General features: G+C 65.3%; 25 protein-coding genes, 2 tRNA genes and 1 rRNA gene. 16 read left to right on the top strand and 12 right to left on the bottom strand.

The window, feature by feature from the left end; genetic code table 11:
• The 10 genes from rrf to Q0964_RS10435 form a co-directional block, all read left to right on the top strand.
• Positions 1-82 (top strand): 5S ribosomal RNA (gene rrf, locus Q0964_RS18570); the annotation flags it as partial.
• Positions 83-239: 157 nt separating this feature from the next.
• A complete protein-coding gene (locus tag Q0964_RS10475) occupies positions 240-1,442 on the top strand; it encodes an acyl-CoA dehydrogenase family protein (protein WP_299266989.1) in 1,203 nt (400 codons plus the stop codon).
• Positions 1,443-1,583: 141 nt separating this feature from the next.
• Positions 1,584-1,659 (top strand) — tRNA-Cys (locus Q0964_RS10470).
• Between the two features lie 100 nt (positions 1,660-1,759).
• Complete coding sequence (locus Q0964_RS10465) at positions 1,760-2,302, top strand: DUF6789 family protein (RefSeq protein WP_299266987.1); 543 nt, start codon at positions 1,760-1,762, stop codon at positions 2,300-2,302.
• Positions 2,303-2,680: 378 nt separating this feature from the next.
• Positions 2,681-2,902, top strand: coding sequence for a DUF7350 domain-containing protein (locus Q0964_RS10460; protein WP_299266985.1), 222 nt, complete (start codon positions 2,681-2,683; stop codon positions 2,900-2,902).
• A gap of 1 nt (position 2,903) precedes the next feature.
• Positions 2,904-3,839 (top strand): DUF7282 domain-containing protein, encoded by a 936-nt coding sequence (locus Q0964_RS10455; RefSeq protein WP_299266983.1) that lies wholly within the window; start codon positions 2,904-2,906, stop codon positions 3,837-3,839.
• Between the two features lie 53 nt (positions 3,840-3,892).
• Positions 3,893-4,945 carry a DUF7350 domain-containing protein gene (locus tag Q0964_RS10450; RefSeq protein WP_299266980.1) on the top strand — a complete coding sequence of 351 codons (1,053 nt, stop codon included), beginning with the start codon at positions 3,893-3,895 and terminating at the stop codon, positions 4,943-4,945.
• A complete protein-coding gene (locus Q0964_RS10445; RefSeq protein WP_299266977.1) occupies positions 4,945-6,252 on the top strand; it encodes a DUF7405 family protein in 1,308 nt (435 codons plus the stop codon). Before Q0964_RS10450 ends, Q0964_RS10445 begins: the two co-directional genes overlap by 1 nt.
• Positions 6,253-6,350: 98 nt before the next feature.
• Positions 6,351-6,596, top strand: a complete 246-nt coding sequence (locus Q0964_RS10440) for a UPF0058 family protein (protein ID WP_299266974.1) — start codon at positions 6,351-6,353, stop codon at positions 6,594-6,596.
• 71 nt (positions 6,597-6,667) lie between these two features.
• A complete protein-coding gene (locus Q0964_RS10435; protein ID WP_299266972.1) occupies positions 6,668-7,489 on the top strand; it encodes a hypothetical protein in 822 nt (273 codons plus the stop codon).
• 89 nt (positions 7,490-7,578) lie between these two features.
• On the opposite strand, the gene Q0964_RS10430 is transcribed toward Q0964_RS10435, so the two are convergent.
• From Q0964_RS10430 to Q0964_RS10415, 4 genes are all read right to left on the bottom strand, one after another.
• The gene (locus Q0964_RS10430) at positions 7,579-7,785 is read right to left on the bottom strand and encodes a DUF8123 family protein (RefSeq protein ID WP_299266970.1); all 207 of its coding nucleotides are present in this window, start codon (positions 7,783-7,785) and stop codon (positions 7,579-7,581) included.
• Positions 7,786-7,985: 200 nt separating this feature from the next.
• Positions 7,986-8,097, bottom strand: a tRNA-Lys gene (locus Q0964_RS10425).
• A gap of 56 nt (positions 8,098-8,153) precedes the next feature.
• Complete coding sequence (locus tag Q0964_RS10420; protein WP_299266968.1) at positions 8,154-8,822, bottom strand: DUF7119 family protein; 669 nt, start codon at positions 8,820-8,822, stop codon at positions 8,154-8,156.
• A 62-nt stretch (positions 8,823-8,884) separates the two neighbouring features.
• Positions 8,885-9,022 (bottom strand): hypothetical protein, encoded by a 138-nt coding sequence (locus Q0964_RS10415; RefSeq protein ID WP_299266966.1) that lies wholly within the window; start codon positions 9,020-9,022, stop codon positions 8,885-8,887.
• A gap of 329 nt (positions 9,023-9,351) precedes the next feature.
• Between Q0964_RS10415 and Q0964_RS10410 the strand changes: the two genes are divergently transcribed.
• Positions 9,352-9,690, top strand: coding sequence for a DUF8134 family protein (locus Q0964_RS10410; RefSeq protein ID WP_299266963.1), 339 nt, complete (start codon positions 9,352-9,354; stop codon positions 9,688-9,690).
• An 87-nt stretch (positions 9,691-9,777) separates the two neighbouring features.
• Positions 9,778-11,541: a nitrite/sulfite reductase gene (locus tag Q0964_RS10405; protein WP_299266960.1), complete on the top strand. Its 1,764-nt coding sequence runs from the start codon at positions 9,778-9,780 to the stop codon at positions 11,539-11,541.
• 71 nt (positions 11,542-11,612) lie between these two features.
• On the opposite strand, the gene Q0964_RS10400 is transcribed toward Q0964_RS10405, so the two are convergent.
• Positions 11,613-12,653, bottom strand: coding sequence for a hypothetical protein (locus Q0964_RS10400; RefSeq protein WP_299266958.1), 1,041 nt, complete (start codon positions 12,651-12,653; stop codon positions 11,613-11,615).
• A gap of 179 nt (positions 12,654-12,832) precedes the next feature.
• Between Q0964_RS10400 and Q0964_RS10395 the strand changes: the two genes are divergently transcribed.
• From Q0964_RS10395 to Q0964_RS10385, 3 genes are read left to right on the top strand one after another with little or no spacing between them, the layout of a single operon-like run.
• Entirely contained in the window at positions 12,833-13,117 is a 285-nt protein-coding gene (locus tag Q0964_RS10395; protein WP_299266955.1) for a DUF6360 family protein, read from the top strand.
• A 47-nt stretch (positions 13,118-13,164) separates the two neighbouring features.
• The gene (locus Q0964_RS10390; protein WP_299266951.1) at positions 13,165-13,461 is read left to right on the top strand and encodes a CPCC family cysteine-rich protein; all 297 of its coding nucleotides are present in this window, start codon (positions 13,165-13,167) and stop codon (positions 13,459-13,461) included.
• 29 nt (positions 13,462-13,490) lie between these two features.
• Positions 13,491-14,450, top strand: a complete 960-nt coding sequence (locus Q0964_RS10385; protein WP_299266949.1) for an oxidoreductase — start codon at positions 13,491-13,493, stop codon at positions 14,448-14,450.
• 105 nt (positions 14,451-14,555) lie between these two features.
• Here the strand turns inward: Q0964_RS10385 and Q0964_RS10380 are convergent, their stop codons facing one another.
• From Q0964_RS10380 to Q0964_RS10365, 4 genes are read right to left on the bottom strand one after another with little or no spacing between them, the layout of a single operon-like run.
• The gene (locus Q0964_RS10380) at positions 14,556-14,798 is read right to left on the bottom strand and encodes a glutaredoxin family protein (protein ID WP_299266947.1); all 243 of its coding nucleotides are present in this window, start codon (positions 14,796-14,798) and stop codon (positions 14,556-14,558) included.
• A 27-nt stretch (positions 14,799-14,825) separates the two neighbouring features.
• Complete coding sequence (locus Q0964_RS10375; RefSeq protein ID WP_299266945.1) at positions 14,826-16,253, bottom strand: FAD-dependent oxidoreductase; 1,428 nt, start codon at positions 16,251-16,253, stop codon at positions 14,826-14,828.
• A gap of 40 nt (positions 16,254-16,293) precedes the next feature.
• Positions 16,294-16,458, bottom strand: coding sequence for a cupin domain-containing protein (locus Q0964_RS10370; RefSeq protein ID WP_299266943.1), 165 nt, complete (start codon positions 16,456-16,458; stop codon positions 16,294-16,296).
• Positions 16,455-16,604, bottom strand: a complete 150-nt coding sequence (locus tag Q0964_RS10365; protein WP_299266940.1) for a cupin domain-containing protein — start codon at positions 16,602-16,604, stop codon at positions 16,455-16,457. The genes Q0964_RS10370 and Q0964_RS10365 overlap by 4 nt, the downstream gene beginning before the upstream one ends.
• Before the next feature lie 143 nt (positions 16,605-16,747).
• Between Q0964_RS10365 and Q0964_RS10360 the strand changes: the two genes are divergently transcribed.
• Positions 16,748-16,990, top strand: coding sequence for a hypothetical protein (locus Q0964_RS10360; RefSeq protein WP_299266937.1), 243 nt, complete (start codon positions 16,748-16,750; stop codon positions 16,988-16,990).
• Positions 16,991-17,230: 240 nt separating this feature from the next.
• Here the strand turns inward: Q0964_RS10360 and Q0964_RS10355 are convergent, their stop codons facing one another.
• From Q0964_RS10355 to Q0964_RS10345, 3 genes are all read right to left on the bottom strand, one after another.
• The gene (locus tag Q0964_RS10355) at positions 17,231-19,072 is read right to left on the bottom strand and encodes a CocE/NonD family hydrolase (RefSeq protein ID WP_299266934.1); all 1,842 of its coding nucleotides are present in this window, start codon (positions 19,070-19,072) and stop codon (positions 17,231-17,233) included.
• Positions 19,073-19,674: 602 nt separating this feature from the next.
• Positions 19,675-20,967, bottom strand: a complete 1,293-nt coding sequence (locus Q0964_RS10350) for an MBL fold metallo-hydrolase (RefSeq protein WP_299266932.1) — start codon at positions 20,965-20,967, stop codon at positions 19,675-19,677.
• Positions 20,968-21,050: 83 nt separating this feature from the next.
• On the bottom strand, positions 21,051-22,907 hold the full coding sequence (locus Q0964_RS10345; protein WP_299266930.1) for an ABC1 kinase family protein: 1,857 nt from the start codon (positions 22,905-22,907) through the stop codon (positions 21,051-21,053).
• Positions 22,908-23,093 lie beyond the last annotated feature (186 nt).

The following is a 23,093-nucleotide window of genomic DNA, read 5'->3' as shown; positions in this document are numbered from 1 at the left end:
CGAACACGGAAGTTAAGCCCGCCAGCGTTCCGGGGCCTACTTGAGTGCGCGAGCCTCTGGGAGACCCGGTTCGCCGCCTCCACTCATCCTCGACCCGCAGACGGTATCGGCCGTCTGCGGGTCGAGTTATTTCGAACGTCACCAGCTCCTGCTGGGGTGTCCACCGTTTCGAACGGTCGACAACCATCCAGCCGTTGATAATTCATAGTTTTATAATGTGGTAGCCCCTCGTACGGTGCATGTCATTCACTGACGAATCCGGGTTCGCTGAGTCGGAGACACACCGAATGATGCGAGAGACAGCGCGAGAGGTGGCGAACGGCTACGGCGACGACTACTGGCGGGACGTGTCGGCGGGGACGGAGCCGACAGAGTTCTGGCAGGACTGTGCCGACGCCGGCTTCCTCGGTGTCACGGTGCCAGAGGAGTACGGTGGTGAGGGGATGGGTATCAGAGAGCTGACGACCATCGTCGAGGAGCTGGTCGCACACGGGAGCATGGGTGCGGAGATGCTGTTCGTGGTGAACGTCGTTTTCGGTGCGGTAACGCTGACGAACCACGGGACGGAGACACAGAAAGAGGAGTTGCTGGAGCCGCTGGTGGACGGAAATCTGAACTTCTGTATGGCGCTGACCGAGCCCAACGCGGGGCACAACGCGCCGAACCTGGACACGTCCGCGGCGGAGCGCGACGACGGGACCTTCCTGATCGACGGGAGCAAGCAGTGGATCAGCGGGGTTGACGTGGCGGACAAGATGCTGCTGGTCGCGCGAACGACGCCGAAAGACGAGGTGGCCAAACGGACGCAGGGGATTACGCTGTTCTTGGCCGACCCGCACGACGAGAACATCGAACGTCGGGAACTCGACGTGGGGATTCCGACGCCAGAAAAGCAGTACGAACTCTCTTTCGACGGGTACGTGGCGAGCGAAGACGATATCATCGGGACCAGAGACATGGGCCTGTACCAGCTGTTCGATACGGTAAACCCCGAGCGACTGGTCGGGGCTGCAGGGGCTATTGGCGTCGGTCGGAACGCAATCGAGCGTGCGGTCGAGTACGCGAACGATCGAGTCGTCTTCGACGAGCCGATCGGGGCTCACCAGGCGGTCCAGCACCCGCTCGCGGACGCACACTCGAAGGTGCAGGCGGCGAAGCTGCTGGTCCAGAAGGCGTCCTGGCTGATGGACGAGACGGAGGGGACGGAGGATATGAAGAAGACGGCGGAGCTCTCGAACATGGCGAAACTCCGGGCCTCGGAGGCGGGCCACGAGGCGACAGACGTGGCGTTACAGACCCACGGCGGCAACGGGTTCAGCCGTGATTACATGATCGTCGAGATGTGGAAGGGCAGTCGCCTCGGGACTGTCGCGCCGGGGTCGTCACAGATGATGTTGAACCACATCGCCGAGCACACGTTGGGGCTGCCGCGTTCGTACTGAGGGCGACTTTGTGCGCTCGCGCTTCACGCCCGCGATTCGGTCAAAAAGTGGGATTCTCGCGAGCCTGGTCCCGTATTCTCGGATGCCTCGCCCGCATTAGACCGCTACGCTTAAAACCGGTTCTCGACTACTACCGACTGCGCCAAGGTGGCAGAGTCTGGCCGAACGCGTCCGCCTGCAGAGCGGATCATCGCCGGTTCAAATCCGGCCCTTGGCTTCGTTGTTGCGAACGCGAGACTACTCTGCGCTCCGAGAGGCGAACGTACGGACGAACGTGTGCGCATCGCTTTTGTTGCTCGAGGACGTGAACGAACGACATGGTTGACAGTGACACGCAAGCAAGTGCCGAGGAGCTGGAACCGGACGTCAGCAGTGAGGTCGCGCAGCCGGACTTCGATCATCTCACGGGCATCGTTACGGACGGACTGATCGGGGCCCTCGGCGGGTTGGTCGGGACGGCAGCGATGAGTGTCGTCCTGTTCGTAGCGTCGTCGGTGAACGCTTTCGAGATGGCGTCGTTCGGGATTCTGGCCGAACTGTCCGGGTTGGCCGTGCTCTTCCCGGGCAACGCGGTCGCGGTCGGCTTCCTGGTGTTTCTGGGTGGTGGGATGGTCACGTGGCCGCTCCTGTTCGCCGCGGTATCGGTGTACCTCCCTGGCAGGCGGTTCGCCACGAAGGGGCTTCCGTACGGGTTCGTCCTCTGGACGGGGTTCGTGCTGGCCTTCTCCCAGGGCATTGGCGGCGGCACCGTTACGCTCGCTCTCTACGCCTTCTTAACACTCGTGAGTCACCTCGCGTACGGCTTCAGCCTGGGCGCGGTTTTCGACTACCTCTCGGACCGTCCGGAGACACTAGTCTGACCGACACGACAGCGGAACTGCTAACGGGTCGCCGTCCAAATCTCATGTCGAATGCAGCGGCGACGCCTGCTCGCCCTCTTGGCCAGCATCGTTATTACCGGCCTCACGGGTTGCAACTGGCCGCGAATAATCGGTATGCCGACCGAGACGGCCCCACGCACCTCAACCGCTAAACCGGCTGACAGCGACGTGTACAACCAGTCGTTCGTCGAACGGACGAGACGGCTGTGGACGGCGACCGCCGAGACTCCGTCTCGGTTCACCGCTCGGGACAGACGCCAGACGGGGACTCGGGCGACTCCCAGTGCTGAAGCTCCGCGAGCCAGCAAACCGATGCGTGCCGCGTTCCCACCGGGCCGAACGCCCGAACCCGAGGTTATGCCCGGAACGCACCTCGGAACCGCGAGGAGCGGTGAGGCGGTCTTCGAGGCCGCTCGGCTACCCGACTCGACCCTCGGGTACCACTACGGGACGGTGCTGCCCACCCGCTCGGAGGCCGACCGCCTTCGTCTGACCGTGGCCACGCCGCCACAGGTCGGTTGTTATGAGGGGTACGAGCGCGCGTTCCTGAAACTGCCGCCAACGGAGCTGTCGATCTGAGATGCGCGCAACCGCCATCGCCCTCGGCCTGTTCGCCCTCGTCGTGCTGGGGTCGGGGGTCGCTGTCGCTCACGGGAACCACGCGACGGCGACCCCGCAGGTGTCGACGAACGGCACCGTCGTCGTCGAGGAGGCCGTCCTCTCGATGGACGGCTATCTGGTACTGCGGGCCGACGACGACGGTGAACCTGGACGGGTCGTCGGCGTCCGCCCGCTCGACAGCGGCCGTCACCGCGGCGTCACTGTCCAAGCCGACGCTGCGTTCTGGTCGAAGGTGAACCGGAGCGTCTCGCTGTGGGCAGTGTTACACGCGGATGCCGAGGAGGGGGACGGATTCGACCCGGCTGTGGACAACATGTTACGGTGGTTCGGTGAGCCGGCCGGGCAGCGGTTCTCGGTCGCACGTGGTGACCGTCCCGCATCGGTCCTCACGCGTGGAGCAGGCCCGCTCGAAAACGGGACGCTCCCGGTCGTCGCGGCGACGCTCCCCGACGACGGGTCCCTCGTCGTTTACGCGGCGGACGATGGGACACTCGGCCGCGCGCTCGGCGCTCGGTCGCTCTCGGCGGGCCGACACACAGACGTCCGCGTGTCCGTGAACACGACCGGACTCGACGAGCGGGCGGTCGTCGCAGTCGCTGTTACCACCGACGGCGGTGATGGCCGGTTCGAACCGGGGACCGACGCAACCGTTCACGTTGCAGGCGAGCCGGTCGCCAGTCGATACGAGCGACTCCCCGACGGGCGCGACTCGGTCCGCGTGAACACACCGACGCCCGCTCCCGGACCGGGTAGCGACGGGGGAGATATCGACCGGTCCGACACGGCCGAGACGCGCGCGGAAACCGCGGCGGACGGTGCATGGCCAGGTGTCTGGAGTGTCGTGGTCGCAGGCGGAGTGGTCGCCGCGTGGCTGATTCGGCATTTGGACGTGTGAGGCCTCCTCGTGAACCGGAACGAGTTTTTATCCTCGACATCTAAAAGATACTGATGAATAGACGTGCTGTCCTCCGGGCGGGAGCCGGGCTGGTCGGCGCGGGGATTGTCGGGGGGTGTCTCCAGACGGAGTCGCGGTCGGTCCGCTCGCCGCCACTGGTTGCGGACCGTCCTGACGCGGTCTACCACCCGACTCACTCCGAGGGGATGGAGATGATCGGGTCGACGACTGCGGGTGAGTACAAAGTCGCCGCGATGTACAGTTACCCACACCGCTTCTGGGAGATCACGGGTCCGAACACGAACAAAAAGGAACTCGACGGGAGCCACGCGATGCATCTTATGACCGTGGTCTGGGACCCCGAGACGCGGGTAGTCCTCCCGAACGCTGGGCTCACGATAGAACTCACGACAGGCGGTTCGCTGGTCGACCAGACAAACATGTACGCAATGCTGTCCCAGCCGATGGGACTGCACTACGGTAACAACGTCGAGGCCGACGGCGACGGCACCTACACCGCCAGTGTCGACATCGGGTCGGTGCCGGACGACCGTGTCCGCCGGACCGGTGAGTTCCGGGGCCGGTTCACCGACCCGGCGACGGCAGAGATTGAGTTCGACTACAGCCAGAGCGTCCGGGACGGCCTCTCTTACGAGGAGTACGACGACGCGGGCGAACGCGCCGCCCTGGAGCCGATGGACATGATGACTCCGAGCGCGACCGTCCCGCCGAAAGCGGAGGTGCCCGGTGCGGTCCGCGGGACAGACACGAGTGGCGACGCTGTGTTCGTGGTCGCGGTACAGGACGCGGTGCCTGCAGGCATCGAGGGCGACGGACAGTACTTGACGGTGTTCGCTCACACACCGTACAACCGAACGGTGCTGCCGTCGATGACGCTGTCCGGGTCGCTGTCCGGGTCCGGGGACCCGTTCGCCCTCGAACCGACGCTCGACCCCGAACTGGGCTATCATTACGGCGCGGCCGTCTCCGAGGTGGTGGACGGCCGCACCCTCTCGATCACGGTCGACACGCCACCACAACTGACCCGTCACGAGGGCTACGAGACGGCCTTCCTGGACATGCCTGGCGCGGAGGTGCCACTCTGATGGGTCTCGACGAGTCGCTACCCCGCAGACAGTTCATGAAAGCCGCCGTCGCGGTCGGCGGCGCGAGCGCCCTGAGCGCCTGTCTCGGGCGCGCACCCCGGGCCGGTGAACCCGTCCCGGAGGGTGTCTCGGATTCCTCGGAGCTCCCGCAGCGCCAGCACGCCTGGAACGAGCGCGTGCGTGGAGACGACGAGGGCAACGTCCACCTGCCGCGTCACCAGACTATCCTCTACCTGAACGTCGACGCCGATGGGACCCCACGTAGTGACGCTCGTGAAACCGTCGAGGCGGCCCTCCGGACGCTTGACCGAGCCTACGAGCGGAGCAACGAGGGCCTCGTCTACTCGGTCGCGTACTCGCCGTCGTACTTCGAGCGGTTCGACGACTCACTGCCCGACAGCGTCGACCTGCCCGAACCCCGGCGACTCTCGGGCTTCGAGAACCCCGAATTCGACACGCAGGACACACTCCTCCATCTGGCCAGTGACCGTGCGGACGTCGTACTCGAGGCCGAGGAAGCGATGTTCGGCGACCGAAGCGAGGTCAACGGGCTCGCGGTTGCCGACAGACTCGGTGACGCGTTGACCGTCGACGACCGTCGGACGGGCTTTATCGGCGCGGGAATGCCGGCCGAGCGCCAGACACAGCGCGGCGAACCGATCAGCGGGATTCCCGATTCTCTGCCCGTCCCCGAAGCGTCGCCGCTGTTCATGGGCTTCGAGGCCGGCTTCGCCGGCAACCAGGCCACCGAGGACTACGTGACTATCGAGGCGGGGCCCTTCGCCGGCGGGACGACCAAACACGTCGCGAACCTCCGCCAGCGACTCGGTGACTGGTACGACGAACAGACCTTCGAAGAACGCGTCATGGAGATGTTCAGTCCCAGCCACGCCGAACAAGGCCGCGTCGAGGGCGTCGGTGCCAACCTCGGGGCCGACAGCGGTATCGACGCGTTCCTCGATTCCGAAACCATCCAGCAGTCGATCGACGAACACGGCCGGGTCGGGCACGCACAGAAGGCAGCGCGCGCCAACCGCGACGAGGACGGTAACGTCCGCATTCTCCGCCGGCACGTCGAGTCGACCGACGGCGACATGGCGAGCCTTCATTTCCCGTCGCTCCAGCGCCGACTCTCAACCTTCGAGGAAGTCCGGGAGGCGATGAACGGCGACGACCTCACGGACAACCCGTCGGTCCGGCAGCGAGTGAACAACGGCATCCTCGAGTACGTCTTCGTCCAGAATCGCGGGAACTTCCTGGTACCGCCGCGTCGATACCGTGCACTCCCGACGCCGAGACCCGCCTGATCCGACTGTCGCGGGGTTCGCTTCGGGTGTCGAATTCGTGTGGATTGGTAACACTGCCGCCGTGCGGTTTACATTCGTCCAGCCCTTATGTAGTGGTGATGCGGAAAGACGAATTCCTCTACCTTCATCAGTTGCTCGCCGCGGCACAGGAGACGCTGGTGGCGCGGGGCGTGAACGACGCGGACGCGGTCGTGGAGACGGTCTCACCGATGGCGGCCCACGCCTCGAAGGGAGACCACGAACGTGACGTGATGGCGCTGGCGTCGACGCTGGCGACGGCAACGGCCGACGAGTCAGACGCGACGCAGAGTGGGCGCGACCGGGCGCCACAGGCGTCGAGGTGACCGGAACCGACCGGTAGCGGCCGCGCTGATAAAAAGTAACGGTTAAAACCTGCCCTCCCCAGCCTCGAAGTATGCAACGACGAGCCGCGGCGATATACTTCGTTCTCTTCCTCGCTATCGGGGCAGGGTCGTTCGGCTATATCACCGTCGTCGACGCGCAAAAGCCCGAGATCGACGTACAGGGGCAGGCGCTCGAGTCCGACGACACCCTCAGAGTCGGTGACCGGGTCTACATCGCCTCCATTTCCGAGGGGAGCGGTGAACTCAAGTGGACCGACCAGTCTGCACTGGCGACCGCGTCGCTGGAGAGCGGTTCTACGGCCGCCTACGACAACCGGTCGTGGACGGTCGTCCTCGAGAACCGCACCAACGCGTCGGAGTTCGACCTCCGGCAGGAGTTCGACGTCGACGCCGTCCTAGCAAACGATTCCGCCGTCGAGAACGAGACCGTCACCGTCGACGACGAGCGTCGAGTCGTCTACCGCGAGAACCAGACCCTCGAACCGCTCGAGGAGTACCTCCCGACGCCCGAGACGCTGAGCTTCGCCGTCGGCGACCAGTACGAGTACGTCCCCGAGGAGGGCGGCCCAGTCAACGCGACTGTCACGAACGTGACTGCGTCCGCGGCCGAACTCACTTGGACCACCTCCGAGGAGAACGCCCGCTCTCTCTCCGAAGGCGGGAACGTCACCCTGGACGGGACACAGTACATCGTCCACTTCCCGAACAACTCCACGGCGGTCCTCTCCGAGGACGTCGAGGGCTACCTCGAAGACACGAATCGCCAGGACTACTTCACCGAACGCAAGAACGGTCTCTGGGGCGTCAGCATCATTAGCTTCGCAACTGCCGTCATCCTACTTGGCTCGGCGTACCTCCCGGTCAAGGACTAGCGACGACTCACCAGTGCCGACTTCGGAGAACGGCCACGTCTCGACTACACGATTCGAACTGCCGATTCTGTCTCTCCGTCGCGGCCCGACTACGCAGGGCCTGCATCCGTCCGTGTAAGCCACCCGAGGCCGACGCCGACACCGATTGCCAACAGGCCGCCGACGACTTTCAGCCCGCCGACCGCCCCGCCAAGTGTCGCCCAGGGTGTCCCCGCGATGGTTCCGAGTCCCACGAGAACTAGAAGCGCCCCCGTCACCAGTCCCAGCAGTTCCAGTCCGTCACTGAAGCCTAACATATGCCCCACCTTCTCGGTGCCCTGCCTAAAATCACCGGTCTCGCTCCGCCACATCGATGGGCGTTAGAGAGTCTCGACCGACTGTAAAGATACGGGCCGAGGAGTTGCGAGACACCCGGTCGCATACGCCTACGGCACAGAACCCCAACACAGTCCGACCCGACGCTGACGCGTCCGTCGGTCACGAACCGTTCGCGGTACGGGCCGGGAGGGAGTTGAACCCCCGACCATCTGGTCGCTTCCGAGTCCGCCCGGGTCGAACGCGCGGACTCGTTAAAAGCCAGACGCTCTGCCTAACTGAGCTACCAGCCCTCACCCGGAGACCAAGGGAGTCGGGTAATAAACAGTTTCGGTCCACTGCGGGCGGTTCAGCCGTCGAGATACGTCTCCAACGCCTCGCCGACGAGTCGGCCGGGGTTGACGTCTTTCAGCGCCGCCTGCCGCCGGAGTTCACAGTAAGCGTCCTGTGGCAGTTCCATCGACATCCGCCCGAGCGTGACACCCTCTGCGGACAGGGCCTCGCTGACGGTGTGTCCGTCGTTGATCGTGCTGGCGATGGAACGGATCTGTCGCACAGTGAGACCGTGGTCAAGGGTAGCCCACGCGAGCAACAGACGGGCCTCGCCGGCCACGCGGGCGATGTGTTTCGCGGCGGTTGGCGCGATTTCTCCTCCGGCAACGTGACGGCGAATCGAGCGGGGCAGGTCGTGGACCCGCGCCCACTTCCGAATGAAGGCCACGGTGGCGTCGCCACCGGCGCGCTCGGCCGCGGCCTTGTATGACCCCTCGCCGCGCACGAGGGCGGCACAGGCCGCCGCCCCTCGGAGCATGTAGACGTTGTCGGGGTCCCCGGCGGTGTTTTGCGAGAACTGGCGGACGGTTTCGGCGGCCTCCGCGAGGGTATCGGAGTCGTCCGGGTCGAACGCTACCGCGCGTTCGGCACGCTCGCCGGTGAGAGTGGGGTCGCCCCGGATGACGGGACGACCGACTGGTGACTCGCGGTCCGTCGGTGGTCCCTCTACGGGCCCGTCGGTCATCGATGTATGCTAAGGGGACGAACGGTAAAAGGGTCCCGTAGGCCGTAGCCGTGGGGCATCCGTCAGTCGTCGGCGGCCTCGCGGCGCTCGCTGGTGTGCTCCCAGACTTCGGCACAACCACAGCCGTCGTCTAGGTCGTCGAGATGATCGGTTGGCACTTCTTCCTCTTCTGTGTCTGTGTCTGTTGCTTGTTCTGTCATCGGTAATCCAGCTCTTGGTCCGGTTCGTACAGCTCCGGCGCAACGTCCGCGGAGACGTGTTCGAACACGACGTCGGTCGCACCGTCGCTCGCAGTCATCACTCCACTGTAGCGACCCTACTATCATAATACCTCCCGCAGCCGTAATCCTCACCCGTACTCCCGTATACCGGCAAAAGGTGTCCCCTTTCTCTGACTACGTTACTTGATAACGTGTAGCACGAACGTCCGGTCGTGGCCTCACGGCTGGCTTGCCCCTCGACGACCCGGGTCCGGCGAGTATTGTCCGTGCCGGACCACTCAGGTGGCTCGGGCGACAAAGGCAGATGAATGACCACCGACGTCCACCAACTCGACGACGGTGCCTGGATCAGCGTCAACGACTCCCGAGAGATCAACGTCTCCGATCTGTGGCTGTTGGCCCGTCACGAGTTCTGTGACTGCGAGATGGCCGACTTCCTCGCCGAAGGCGTCGTCGAGGTTGGCGTCGACCATCCCGACATCGCCGCCCGCTTCGCCGGGCGCTGTATCCACTGTGGCACCGAAGGTATCACCGACTGGCTCACCGTCGGCCGCGTCATCGACCCTGACGACGGCCAGTTCTACGGCGTCGTCCCCGAGAGCGTCCACGTGCCGCGGAAACGCACCCGGCTCGCCGGTCCAGAGTAGCCGGCAACATAGTCCGCTACCGCCAAGAGGTGGGGAGGTTTGTCGGTGGGCGGAATCGTATATGGCTGTAGTCCTATAGTGTTACTTATGCCGAGTAAGGTCGAAAACTGGAAATCCGAGGTGTACGGCAACGAGATCCGAGAACACCTCATGGAGTTCGCGGAGGAGGGCTGGGACGCGATCCCGGAAGACGAGCACGACGCTTGGTTCGAGCGGTTCAAATGGTGGGGCCTGTACCACCAGCGGTCGGGACAGGAGAGCTACTTCATGATGCGAATCGGGACACCGAACGGTGTGATCGAGCCCGACCAGCTCGAGGTCATCGGCGAGGTCGCAAAGGAGTACGCGACCGGCCCGGTCGACAACCCCGAGTTCGGCGAGGCCTACTGCGACTGGACGACTCGCCAGTCGATCCAGCTCCACTGGATCAAACTGGAAGACGTGCCGGATATCTTCGAGAAACTCGAATCTAACGGCCTCTCCACCCAGCAGGCCTGTGGTGACTCCTGGCGAAACATCGTCGGCTGTCCGGTCGCCGGCAAAGACAAGCACGAACACATCGACGCCTGGCCTATCGCGGAGGACCTGAACGAGACGTTCAAGGGTAACGACGACTACGCCAACCTGCCCCGGAAATGGAAGGTTTCGGTCACCGGCTGTGACCAGGGCTGTGGGCAGGGCGACATCAACGACCTCGCGTTCGAGCCTGCCGAAAAGAACGGCGAACTCGGCTTCAACATTCGTGTTGGCGGCGGTCTCTCCCGCAAAGAGCCCCGGTTCGCACGGGACATCGACGTGTGGGTGCCCCCCGAACAGGCCAGCGACGTGGCCGCCGGAATGAGTGCGCTGTTCCGCGAGTACGGCGACCGCGACGACCGGTTCAACGCTCGTATCAAGTTCCTGATGGACGAGTGGGGTCCCGAGAAGATGCGCCGCGTTCTCCAGGAGGAGTTCGTCGACTTCGAGCTCCCGACGGCGGGCGAGGACATGCGCGACCAGTACACCTACAACGCCGGCCACGACGACGGTCATGGCGACCACGTCGGCGTCCACGAACAGCCCGACGGTAACTACTACGTCGGCCTGGACGTCCTCGTCGGTCGGATGGGCGCCGAGGACACGATAGAACTCGCCGAACTCGCCGACGAGTACGGCTCCGGCGAGGTTCGCCTGACTCAGCGCCAGAACATCATCGTCACGGACGTGGCCGAGGAGGCCCTCGACGAGTTCCTCTCGGAACCGCTGCTCGAGGACTACTCGCCGGACCCACACCCGTTCATGCGTGGGTCCATCGCCTGTACCGGCTCGGAGTACTGTTCGCTATCGATTACCGAGACGAAGAACCGGCAGGTCCGGTACGCCCGCTGGCTCAAGAACAACGTGGAGTTGCCTGCAGGCGTCGAGGACTTCCACATCCACCTGTCGGGCTGTACGGCCTCCTGTGCACAGCCACAGATCGCCGACGTGTCCCTGCGCGGCATGAAGACGCGCAAGGACGGCGAACCGGTCGAGGCCTTCGACATCGGCCTCGGCGGCGGGCTGGGTGAGGACCCGCACTTCGCCGACTGGGTGGAGATGCGTGTCGCCGCCGACGAGGTACCCGGTTACATCGAGAACATGCTGTCGGCATACGAACAGCGGCGAGCGGACGGCGAGACTTTCCGCGAGTTCGTCGCCGCCCGCGACGAGGACGAACTGCAGGCCCTCGCCGACGCAGAGGAGACCAGCTACGAGGACCCGTACATGCACAACACGAAGATGACGTGGTACCCCTACGCCGACAAGGACGACATGAGCGCCTCGCCCGCACCGACGGACGGCTCCGGGCAGCCCATCACCTCCGACGACTGACACCTGGGTTCCACGTCAGCGAGCGCCGCTCGTCTTTCCGGACGGCGCCGATCACACCGAACGCAGTCGGGTCAGATGGCGTACGTCTCGAACAGCAGGAAAAAAAGCGGCAGAAACACCGACGACGCGAGTCGCGACGCTATCGACAGCGACATGGGGTAGAGGCTCACGCTGTCGTAGGTGTCGTACTCCGTCCGGAGTTCGTCGAGTTTCAACTGGAGTGTCTCTACCTCCTCGAGGTCGTCGTCCGCCAGAAGCCGAGCGCGGAGGTCGTGGATGCGTTCGCGCTTCCTGTTCAGGTGGTCCCGCTTGATTTCGTTCGCGCGACGATTGATGTACACGGTCGGGAACGCGAACGACCCGACGATCAGCGCGATGTACACCGCCACGAGACCGTAAATAATCGCGCTTCCACCGCCGACGCGGACGAGGTCGAACGCGAGTGGCAGTCCCAGCGCGCCGACCGAGAGCATGGTCGTCGTCCGGATGGCGAAGTAGCCGATGGTGCTGAGTCCGCCGAGCCCGTCCGGATGCAACGGGTCGATAGTAAAGTCGAGGCCGCCGATTTCGCGGATACAGAGCGTCGTCGTGACAGCCATTTGGATGCCGACAGCGGTAATTGCAGCGCCCCAGGCCGCAAAGAGTAGGTAAACGACGAAACCGGGGTCGGTGTACCCGCCGACTCCGAGCGACTGGAAGTACCCACGGTTTAAGACGATTGCTATCAGAATCAGTGCGGTCCAGATAGCGGTGGTCGCCCCGACGTCGGCGAAGAAGCGCTGATACCGCGCTGCGATGTCACGGAGCCGCCGGTTGTCGTCGTGTGGCGTGACCTCGGTGGCACGCTCGACGAACGCCGGGAAGACGACGGTGTCGTACTTCCAGATCAGTACCGGCCCGACCGCCGCTAGCGACGCCGCGAGCAACTGACTCCCGAGAAACACCCGCCGAACGTCGGGCCCGGTGAACGCCAGGAACACCGCCGTCAGCAGGAACGGAACCAGCCCGACGGTGAGCAGTATCGTCGGAAGTTCGCCGAAGGGACTCCGCTCGACGAAGACCCGTGAGAGTCGAGTTACCCAGACGTCCGCAGCCGTCTCGTCGCCGTCCATACCAGTGTATGTAGGTGGCGGGCCACGGATACGTAAATCTTGGACCGGCATTCTGCACTGAGTCACGGCGTCCGCGCGACCGGGCGGGCGCGCAGTCACCACCGGCCGGTCGTCGACCCACCCCGGTGAACCAAGCGGAAAAACTGAGGTTGTAAAGGCGGGGCGGCCCAACCGACGGTATGGTTGACCGACTCCTGAAAGTCAATGCGTACACCACGTTCGACCTGCTCGACGGACGCGTCGAGGGCCACGGCTTCGAGGACGAGGCACTGGCCGTACTGAACGTCACCGCGGCCAGAAAAGACCCAGACCACGTGAAACTCCAACTGGAGATGGACAACACGCAACTCGATGGCGTGAAACCCCACGCCGACCACGTCACGCTCTCGGCGACCGATGCGCGTGAACTCGCCGCCGAGCTCGAAGAGTACGCCGACAAAGTCGACGCCGCACAGTCCGAGTAGGCCGAACCGCACTACTATGTAGCGTGAGGCCGAACCTCACGCCGTCGATGGACCCTGAGGGGAATCCTGCATCGCGCGAACTCGGTTTCTGCCCCTGCTGTGGCTACCAATCGCTCCGCGAGGACCAGCCGGGGTCCTACGAGGTGTGTCCGGTCTGTGACTGGATGGACGACCCCGTCCAGTTCCACAACCCCGCCTACGTCGGGGACACCAACCACGTCTCGCTGTCGAACGCCCGCGACAACTTTGAGAAACACGGGGCCTGTACGCCCGGGGCCGCGCCGGACACCCGCGACCCGCGGGACGACGAGCGCCGGGACCCCAACTGGCCGTACGATGAGTAGTTTTTATCGCTGGCGCTGTAAAAATCGGTATGTCCGAGTGGACGACGGCACAGATGCCCGACGTATCGGGCGAGACAGTGATCGTCACCGGCGCGAACAGCGGCCTCGGATTCGAGGGGACGCGGGCCTTCGCCGAGGCAGGAGCAACAGTCGTCATGGCCTGTCGCAGCGTCGGCCGCGGCGAATCCGCGGCCGACGAGATTCGCGGTCAGGTCCCCGATGCGACGCTCTCCGTCACGGAGCTTGACCTGGCCGACCTGGAGAGTGTCGCGTCGTTCGCCGAGGCGTTCACCGACACCTACGACGGACTGCGCGCCCTCTGTAACAATGCGGGTGTGATGGCGATTCCCCGGAGCGAGACAGAAGACGGGTTCGAGACGCAGTTCGGGGTCAACCACCTCGGTCACTTCGCGCTGACGGGCCACCTGCTCGACGCCCTCCGCGAGACCGACGGCGAGAGCCGCGTCGTCACCCAGTCCAGCGGCCTCCACGAGAACGGTACGATCGAATTCTCAGACCTCCAGAACGAGCGCGACTACGGCAAGTGGGACGCCTACGGCCAGAGCAAACTCGCCAACCTGCTCTTTGCCTTCGAACTGAATCGCCGGCTCGACGCGGCCGGGACCGACGGCGTCACCAGCGTCGGCTGCCACCCGGGGTACGCCGACACGAATCTCCAGCGTCGCGGCCCGGAACAGGCTGGTTCGACGCTCCGACTGGCGATAATGAAGGTCGCCAACGCCGTCGTCGCCCAGGACGCGGCTACCGGCGCGCTCCCGATGCTGTACGCCGCGACCGCGCCCGAGGTTCGAGGTGGAGAGTACATCGGACCGAGTGGCTTCATGAACATGCGTGGCCCGCCGGCAGAGGATACGCCGTCCCGACGTGCTCGCGACTCCGAAACCGCCCGCAGGCTCTGGGACCGCTCCGAGGAACTGACGGGTGTGACGTACGACCTGCCAGAGGCAACGGTAGCTGCTGGGGACTGACCGTCCACACTCGTCGGCCGGACCGACGTCGCCAGCCATCCGACAGCTACCCGGTGAGCGGCTCCGGAGGCGGTCCGGCGTCCGGGTTTGTCGGGTCGACGACCGTCACGCCTCCAGCGTGCGCCGCAACTCGGCGGCGTCGACCCGGAATTTGAACTTCGGCGTCCCGTCCACGAGGACGTAGGGGACGCGCTCGCCGTACGCCTCGCGGAGGTCGTGGTCGTCGTCGACGTCAATCTCTTCGACGGTGACCTCGGCCGACACCTCGTCGGCCACCGTCTCGATGGTCGCTTTCGCTTCCTCGCAGAGATGGCAGTTCTCCCGGGAGTAGACGGTGACTTCGGGCATAGTCTGGCCTTGAGGGGCACGCGGTATTCAATTTTTCAGTTTTCCGTTGAGCACCTTCGCGGCGACGAGTATCGGGTCCCAGACGGGGCTGAACGGTGGGGCGTAAGCCAGGTCTGCACGTTCGAGTTCACCGACGGTCATGTCCGCTTCGAGGGCAGTGGCGACGGTGTCGATTCGGACGGCCGCGCGGTCGGTCCCGACGATGGCGCCCCCGAGCAGGCGCTCGCTCGCCCGGTCGGCCACGAGCGTCACCGTCGTCTCGGCCGCACCAGGGTAGTAGCCCGACCGTGAGCCGGCGGTGAGCGTCTCGCTGACGGGGTCGAAGCCGGCCGCTCGGGCGCCGTCTTCGAGGAGTCCGACCCGACCACACTCCTCCTCGAACGCCTTGACGACGGCCGTGCCCGCGATGGAGCCGACGGGCGTGGGGTCGCCGGCAACGGTCGAACCGACGGCCCGACCCGCGCGGTTCGCGGTCAGGCCGAGCGGGACCCACACTGACTCACCCGTGACTGTGTGGTCGTCCTCGGCGCAGTCGCCGGCGGCGTAGACGCCCTCGGCACTGGTCCTCCCGTGCTCGTCGACCGTGACCGCGCCTCGCTCACCACACTCGATTCCCGTTCCATCGAGCAGGTCTGTGTTGGGCGTGACGCCGACGCCGACGACCGCCAGGTCGGTGTCGAGCGCCGTCCCATCCCCACACTCCAGGCGCTCGACGCGGCCCTCTCCTGCCAGCCGTGCGACCTCCTCGTTCAGGTGAAGGGTGACGCCCCGTTCGCGGAACTCGTCGGCGACGACCTCCCCGACGGCCTCGCCGAACGGCACGAGGAGGTGGTCCGACCGCTGGAAGACGTGGACGTCGAGACCGTGGGCCGATAGGGCTTCGGCCATCTCGACGCCGACGTAGCCGCCGCCGACGATAGCCGCTGTCTCCGGCGGGTCCATCGCTCCGAACCGCTCGACACGCTCGCGGTCGACGTACTCCTCGCCGCCCACGTCCGCGAGCGCGTCCTCACTCGGGTCGAGCAGGAACGCCCTCATTGCGGCCGCGTCGTCCAGCCCGTGCAGCGGGAAGCTACCGTCCAGCCCGCTCCCCTCAATGGGGCCGGTCACCGCCCGCGCGCCGGTCGCGACCAGCAGGTCGCCGTAGGGTTGCTCGAACTCCTCGTCCGGTCCCGCGACGGTGACCGTGTCGGTGTCGGGGTCGACGGCGACGACCTCGTGGCCACGCCGGAGGTCGATGTCGCGCTCCGCCACGTCCGCGGGCGTCAGCGAGAGCAGGTTCTCCAGTTTGTCGACCTCGCCCTTGACGAAGTAGGGTTCGCCGCAGTGTGCGTACGACACCCACTGTCCCCTCTCGAAGACGACGACTTCGCGGTCGGGCGACTCGCGTTTGCACTTGCTGGCGGCGCTCAGTCCCGCTGCGTCACCGCCGATCACGACGAATGGTGTAGCCATGGTCACCCATTCGACGGCCAGCACATAGGTTCCGGGTGAGCTACTCGTAACTCCGGGGCGGGACGTACAGCGACAGAGTCCGCTGTGGCACGTCGCCCGTGTTCTCGATCTCGTGGGCCTCGCCGGCCTCGATGCAGCACAGGTCGCCGGCCGTCAACCGGGCTGGCTCGCCGTCGATCACCGCGCGCCCCTCACCCTCGATCACGTAGAGCCACTGTTCGCTTTTTTCGTGTGAGTTGTTCGTCCGCCCGTCGACTGGCCCGGTGAGAGCGTCACGACGGCGGCCTGTGCCGTTTCCGTCTCCTGTAGCACGTCGAACCAGCGGTCGGACTCGACACGCGTCCGCTTCATACACTCCGCTTCGACGGAGATAGCGTTGTGCGTTACGGCGAGACCCCTGCTCTCTCACGCGCTGAAAAAGCCTATATATACCCCACTTCAGGACACGAAAATGCGGTGGCGCATTTACTTCGATGGAGTGTCGGAGTAGATGTATGACCGATTCTGACCCCTCGAGCGAGACCGTGCCGACGACGTATCTGCCCGACCATCTGCTGTCCAGCGGCCAGGGCGGCATCCCGCGCGTCCGGACCATCAATGTCGGAACCGCCGACGAGGGGACCGACACGGCGGACGGCGCGGACGACGAAGTCCAGGAAGCCAGCGACAATCCGGCCGCCGAGTTCTGTCGGTCCTGGCGACGCCACCGTTCGCGCTCGCGCTCGTTCCCCTTCTGAAACCCAGAACCCGGCGACCCCACCATCCCAACCCAGACGGAACTCGTCGACCGACGAGTTCTATGCGGCACGGGCGAAGTCGGTCGAAACGCGACCTTCGTAGACTGTTCGCCACTGTCCGACCTCGGGATGTAAACCGGCGATCCGCCACGGTTGCCTGCCGAGACAGTCGACGCCGACACGGTGGAACCCGCGACTGTCCGTTCACCGAGGCGGATCCGCTGGGTGCCGGATCACGTATCACTCGTCGGCCCCTGCGGACTCGTCGCGGCGGAACCGCCGTGAGAGCAGATAGCCGAGCCCACCTGCGCCGCCGACGGCAGCCGGAATACCGAACCCGGGACCGCTCTCGCTCGTCGTCGTCCCACCGGTGTCCGTTCCTCCGTCGTCGGTGTCCGTCTGTTCAGTGCCGTCCGTTTCCTCGGGACTCTCCATTCCCTCGGGGCTCTCTGTCTCCTCGGCACCGTCCGTCCCGTCGTCCCCGCTATCGACCTGTATACCGCTGTCGGTGCCGGCCGCCGGAAGCTCCCGACTCGCCGGGACCGACAACTGCAGCTCTGTGTCGCCGCCGATCTCGATTCCCGCGTCGTCGTCGGAGGGCCGGTACAGCGACCCGCCGAAGAGACTGCTGACCGCCGCTGTGATGAGATCGTCTTCACGGGCACTCATCGCCACCCGTAGTGTGTCTCCGGCCGCCAGGTTCGTGTGGACCCCGAACAGATCGAGTTCGATCTCGCCGGCCTCCGTGACCGCCAGCGGCGTCACCTGGTCTTTGATCGTCGTGGCTTCACCGTCGCGGACACGCTGGAGCGCGACGAACAGATGGCTCCGGCCGTCACCCGTCGGCGTGACGTCGAGTTGGACCGACGGGAGGCCGAGAATCTCCGTCGACTCCTCGATTTCGATGTCGGCGCTCGCGACGTTGCCGTCGGCGCCGCTGAGTTCGGCCGTCTCCGAGACCGACCAGGTCGCCGACCGCTCCGGATGCGGAGGGAACTCCTCGGCGGCCATGAACTCGTCGGCGGACTCGTCGTAGTAGTGGAGCGTCGAGACGCCGGGGTCGCCGTCCTTGAGATGTGCCTCGTGCCACTGTAACGCTATCCGTCCGACGAACTGCCGGGACGTCTCCGAACCCGGCGGGTAGCTGTCGGACTGGCCGAGAATGTGTGTGCCGTCCTGTCCGAGCAACAGTGTCGCCCGACTCCCGTCGCTCTGGAGCTTGCGGAAGTTACGCACCCCCTGGTTTATCGGGAACAGCTGGTCGGTCAACTCCGGAATCACGAGCGCAGGCGTGTCCTCGATCTCGTCGTAGGTGACCGGGGAACGCTGTCGATAGTACTCTCGGTCCGCCTCGGTCATCCGTCCACGGTCGAGGACACCGCTGGTCGTTTCGGCGTTCTCCGCCGCGATGTTTCCGGACTGTCCGCCCAGTTCGAGTGCCTCGATCCACCCACGCTTGATAACGCCGTTGGGCGCGAGCGCCTGTGCGAGATTGTTCCAGGTCGCCCGCGGAACAATCGAGTCGAGCCGGTCGTCGACCGACGCCGTCCGCATCTGGATTCCCCCACCGTACGAGGTTCCGTCCATCCCGACCCGTGGGTTGTCCTCGCCGTCGGTCAGCACCGCGTCCTGCTGAGCCAGGTACTCGATCAGTGCGCTCGCGTCCTGCCGCTCGAGTTCACTCGTCGAATTGACCTCGCCACCGGAGCCGTCGGTGCTTTCCCCCTGTCCGAACCCGCGGGACGTGTACGCCAGCACGACGAAGTCGTTGCTCGCGTACACCGAAGCGAGTGGCTGGAGGTCCGTCTTGTTCCCGCCCCACCCGTGGGTCATCAGGATGGCGGGATGTGGCCCATCGGCAGCCGGTTCGTAAAACGTCGTGTCGAGTTCGGTCCCGTCGAAGGATTCGATGCGCCGTTGTTCGCTCTCGAAGGCGTCCTCGTCGGCCTGCAGCGCTGCGACCGGGTGCGCGAACGGGTCGACACCCGCCCGACCCCCAGCGACCCCTAACCCGGCAACCGCACCGAGATATTTCAGCACGTTCCGTCGTGTTTCTGCCGGTAGCTCGCCATTGCCTCTCATACCATCAGCTCAAACACACAAAACCTATTTCAAATTTTGGGAGATATGTAAATACCTATGTATAAAACGGAACCGTCGGGGTAAGCGTTCTACCGGAAAACAATCAACACTGTAACCTGTCCTCGTCGCTCGGGCGAACACTGTACGCTCCGGCGGCAGGGCGTTCGACCGTCCATACTCGTTTCCGAAACCGGACCCGCTGGCTCCGGGTTGACCAACCGCAGTTGTGAACTCCCCTGTCCTACCGCGCTCGGGGCTGCCCGCCCCTCGCTTGTCGAGGGCAGGGCTTCCTGTTTCTGTGTCGGAACTTATCGCCGACGTGGGCATAGTGATTCCAGACTCCGCAGGCGACTCCTCTTTACAGGTGGTTCGGAGTGTCCCACTCCTACCGAATGGACACTCGGCCACAACCGACGGTGCGCGCTTCTTCTCGCGCTTGAACACCATCGGAGACGTGGCGAGTGTCAAACTATTAATACTGACCGTAGGGATATGAAAGTCATACCCTGCAGTGAAAGTAAAACAACGACAGCGCTGTCTCCCCGCCATACTCACTCGCTCCGCTCGTTCCCTGTGGATGGGGGCTTAGCGCCTGTAATCAGCTAAATAGAGACGGTTTCCCCGATGCCGGGTGCCGTCGCTCGATACCCTGCATCACCGAGTTCGTCGGCGAAGGCCCCACAGCGGTCGCCGTGGTTGACGAGAATCTCCGTGTCCCGATACTCGTCTAGAAACGCCAGCAACCCGTCGCGGTCGGCGTGTGCGGAGAAGTCGTACTGTTCGACCCGTGCGGCGACGGGCATGACACGGCCGTCGATCTCCGCGCTCCCTGTCTCGAGCAACTCGCGGCCCGGCGTTCCCTCGACCTGGTAGCCCGTCATCGCGATCTTGTTCACCGGCCGGTCCCGGATTTCGGGAATGTAGGTCATGGCCGGCCCTCCGGAGAGCATCCCGCTGGTCGTGACAATCGCCGTGTTCTGGTCCGCGATGCGTTTGCGTTGCCCGTCGCGGCCGGTGACGAAGCGAGCGTGGGACTTCGCCCGCCGCAACGCGTCGGCGTCCCGGACGAACTCCGGATGTCGCAGCAGCATCTTCGTAACCTCCGTCCCCATCCCGTCGACGTAACAGGGGATGTCGTGGGCCTCACAGATCAGCAGCATCTCCTGGGTGCGTCCGATGGCGAACGCGGGGATAACTGCCGTGCCGCCCTCCCAGATAGTGGATTTGACGCTCTCGGCGAACTGGTCTTCGATCGACGCCCGCTCGCTGTGATCGACATCGCTGTACGTGCTCTCGGTGAGGACCACGTCGGCCTCCGGGCGGGCGGTCGTCCCTGCGACGAGCCGCTGTCCACGAAGCGGTTCGTCGACCCGGTTCGTGCGACTCGCCGGAGCGTTACTCCCGCGGTGGCCGTCGGTGTGAAAGTCGGCAGTGTAGAGCAGGCGCGTCTCGCCGTCGTCGACGAGGACGTGCGCACTGCCGGGGATGTGGCCGGCGTTGTAGAACGTCACCTCGTGTCCAGCCGCCTCGAAGGGTCGACGATAGCCGTGGGTCTCGGAGACCTGTGTGACCCGGCGGACCTCCTCTTCGGTGAACGGACAGTCGTAGGTCCCGCCGTGCAGTTTGAGCGTATCTCGTGCGAGTGTCAGCGTCAGTTCCCGGGTCGGGGGCGTCCAGTGAATCGGGGGCCGGCGGTTCCCCGACAGCAGCGACGGGACCGCCCCGACGTGGTCGAGGTGGCCGTGGCTGACCACCACCGCGTCAGGGTCGGCCGAGTCGACGGGAAACTGAGGCGGGTTGGCCGTCTTCATGCCGAAATCGAGCAGGAGACTGTCGTTGACGAGAATCGCACTCCGACCGACCTCGCCTGCACCACCGAGGAACCGCAGATTCATTGCTGACAACTAATCGACCACGGTGTTTGACCCCATTGATTCACGCCTGGACTGTCGGCGCGGTCCACACCGGTCGGATCGCGTTAGTCCCGACGCTCCCCGGCCTCGCCGTGGGCGGTGGCGTACCCCTCGTCCGCTCGCTCTTCGCGTTCCCGGAGACTCTGGCGGGTGAACTGTGGTTCGGCGCTGATCCCCGACCGACGCCGGAGCGAGCGATAGAGGAACGCGAGTGCGAGTGGCGCGCCCAGTGCGGCGACGGTGGCGGCCGTCCGGTCGCCGGCGACGAGCAGAATCAGGCTGGCGAACACCGAGCCGACGAACCCGAGTCCGAGGACGGCCTGCTTCGCGAGTCGGTCGAACAGACCGTTCTCGTCACCCAGCGCCGTTCGGACGGTGAGGTCGTCCCGGGTCGCGCGGTCGAGCGTCCGCTCCAGTTTCGGGCCGGTCACCAGCAACGCTCCGGCGGTGGACTGCAACTCCTCGCCCGCGCGGTCGAGCAGTTCCTGGACGCCCCGACTCGCGTACCCCTCGCCGCGGACGTACTCGGTGACGAGTTCGATCAGGTCGAACTCGGAGTCGAGCGTCCGGCAGACCCCCTCCAGCACGGTAGTGACCCGGACGATCAGCGCCAGTTCCTGGGGCAGTCTGAGTGGGAACTCGTACAGCTCGGCCTGGAACTCCGCGACGAGCTGCTGGACGCGGTACTGGTCTACGTCCTGGCCTCGGAAGCTCTCGATGACGAGCTCGAACATCTCCCGCAACAGCCGGCGATCCGCGGTCGGGTCGAGCGCGCCCATGGCGACAAAGGCGTCGATGACTCCGTCCACGTCGTCGCGCGCGATGGAGACGTAGAACTCGAAGATCTGTTCTTGTAGCTGCTCGCCGACCGTGCCGGTGATGCCGAAGTCGTAGAAGACGATGGTCCCGTCGGACCGGACCGCGAGATTCCCGGGGTGGGGGTCGGCGTGGAACACCCCCTGCTCCAGCACCATCTCGATGTAGGCCTGAAACAGTCGCTCGACCAGTCTTTCCCGGTCGACCCCCATCGCGTCCAGTCGCTCCACGTCCGTAATCTTCGTTCCCTCGACGTACTCCATGGTCAGCACGCGCGGCCCGGAGTGTGAGTCGATGGGTTCGGGCACCCGAATGCGGTCGTCGTCGGCGAAGTTCCCCCGTATCGTCCGGAGCATCCGGGCCTCGTGAACGTAGTCCATCTCCTCGCGAATCGTCGCGGAGAACTCGTCGGCGAGGTTCTCGAGGGTGAACGCCTGTCCCGGTTCGGCGCCCCGGACGAGCAGCGGTGTGAGCGTCTCGATCACCCGAAGGTCGGCCGCGACGCGCCGGCGGATGTTCGGCCGCAGGACCTTCACGGCGACGCGCTGGCCCGCCAACCGGGCGGTGTACACCTGGCCGAGGCTCGCGCCGCTGATCGGTTCGGTGTCGAAGCTGTCGAAGGCCTCGGCGACCGGGCCGAGTTCGGTCGCGACGACGGGCTCGATATCGTCCCACTCGGCCGGTGGGACGCGGTCCTGAAGTCGCTGCAGAACGCCGATGTACGGCCCGGGGAGGACGTCGGGCCGGGTCGAGAGTATCTGGCCGACCTTGATGAAGGTCGGACCGAGTGTCACCAGTGTGTCCAGTAGCGACTCCGCACGGGCGACCTGCGTTTCTTGATCGACCTGCCGTCCGCGTCCGAACAGGAGGAAGCGCCGCCGGTCCCTGGCGTAGGCGAGAGCGAGCGGGAGGAACTGGCGGACGACGACGACGAGGCGCCAGGCGACCCGGAGTCGGAGCCACCTGCCGTCGGTCGTCGCCACAGCGTCCGAGTCGGGTTCGTGAGCAGCCGACCCGTCGTCCTCAATCGCGACACCGTCGGGACCCGTCGCTGATCGAGTTCGCTGCGACGCGTTCGGGGCCTCGCCTGCGTCCGACCCGGCCATGATGTTCCCCTAAGATGCCCCCACTCAAGGCCGTGATGGTCGGCCGCGCTCGCTCACCGGAGTTCCTTCGGTCCCGTCGCTCTGCTCACGGGCGCTTTCCGCTCGCACGTTCGGGGACTCTTCGCCCGCTCGAGTCCCTGCTCGCGGTTCTGTCGTCACCGCTCGCACGTTCGGGGACTCTTCGCC

The sequence above is a fragment of the Halorientalis sp. genome (genome assembly GCF_028275115.1).
Classification (GTDB): Archaea; Halobacteriota; Halobacteria; order Halobacteriales; family Haloarculaceae; genus Halorientalis.
Note: the sequence above shows the minus strand (reverse complement) of the source record. Positions and strands in the feature narration are given on the sequence as shown.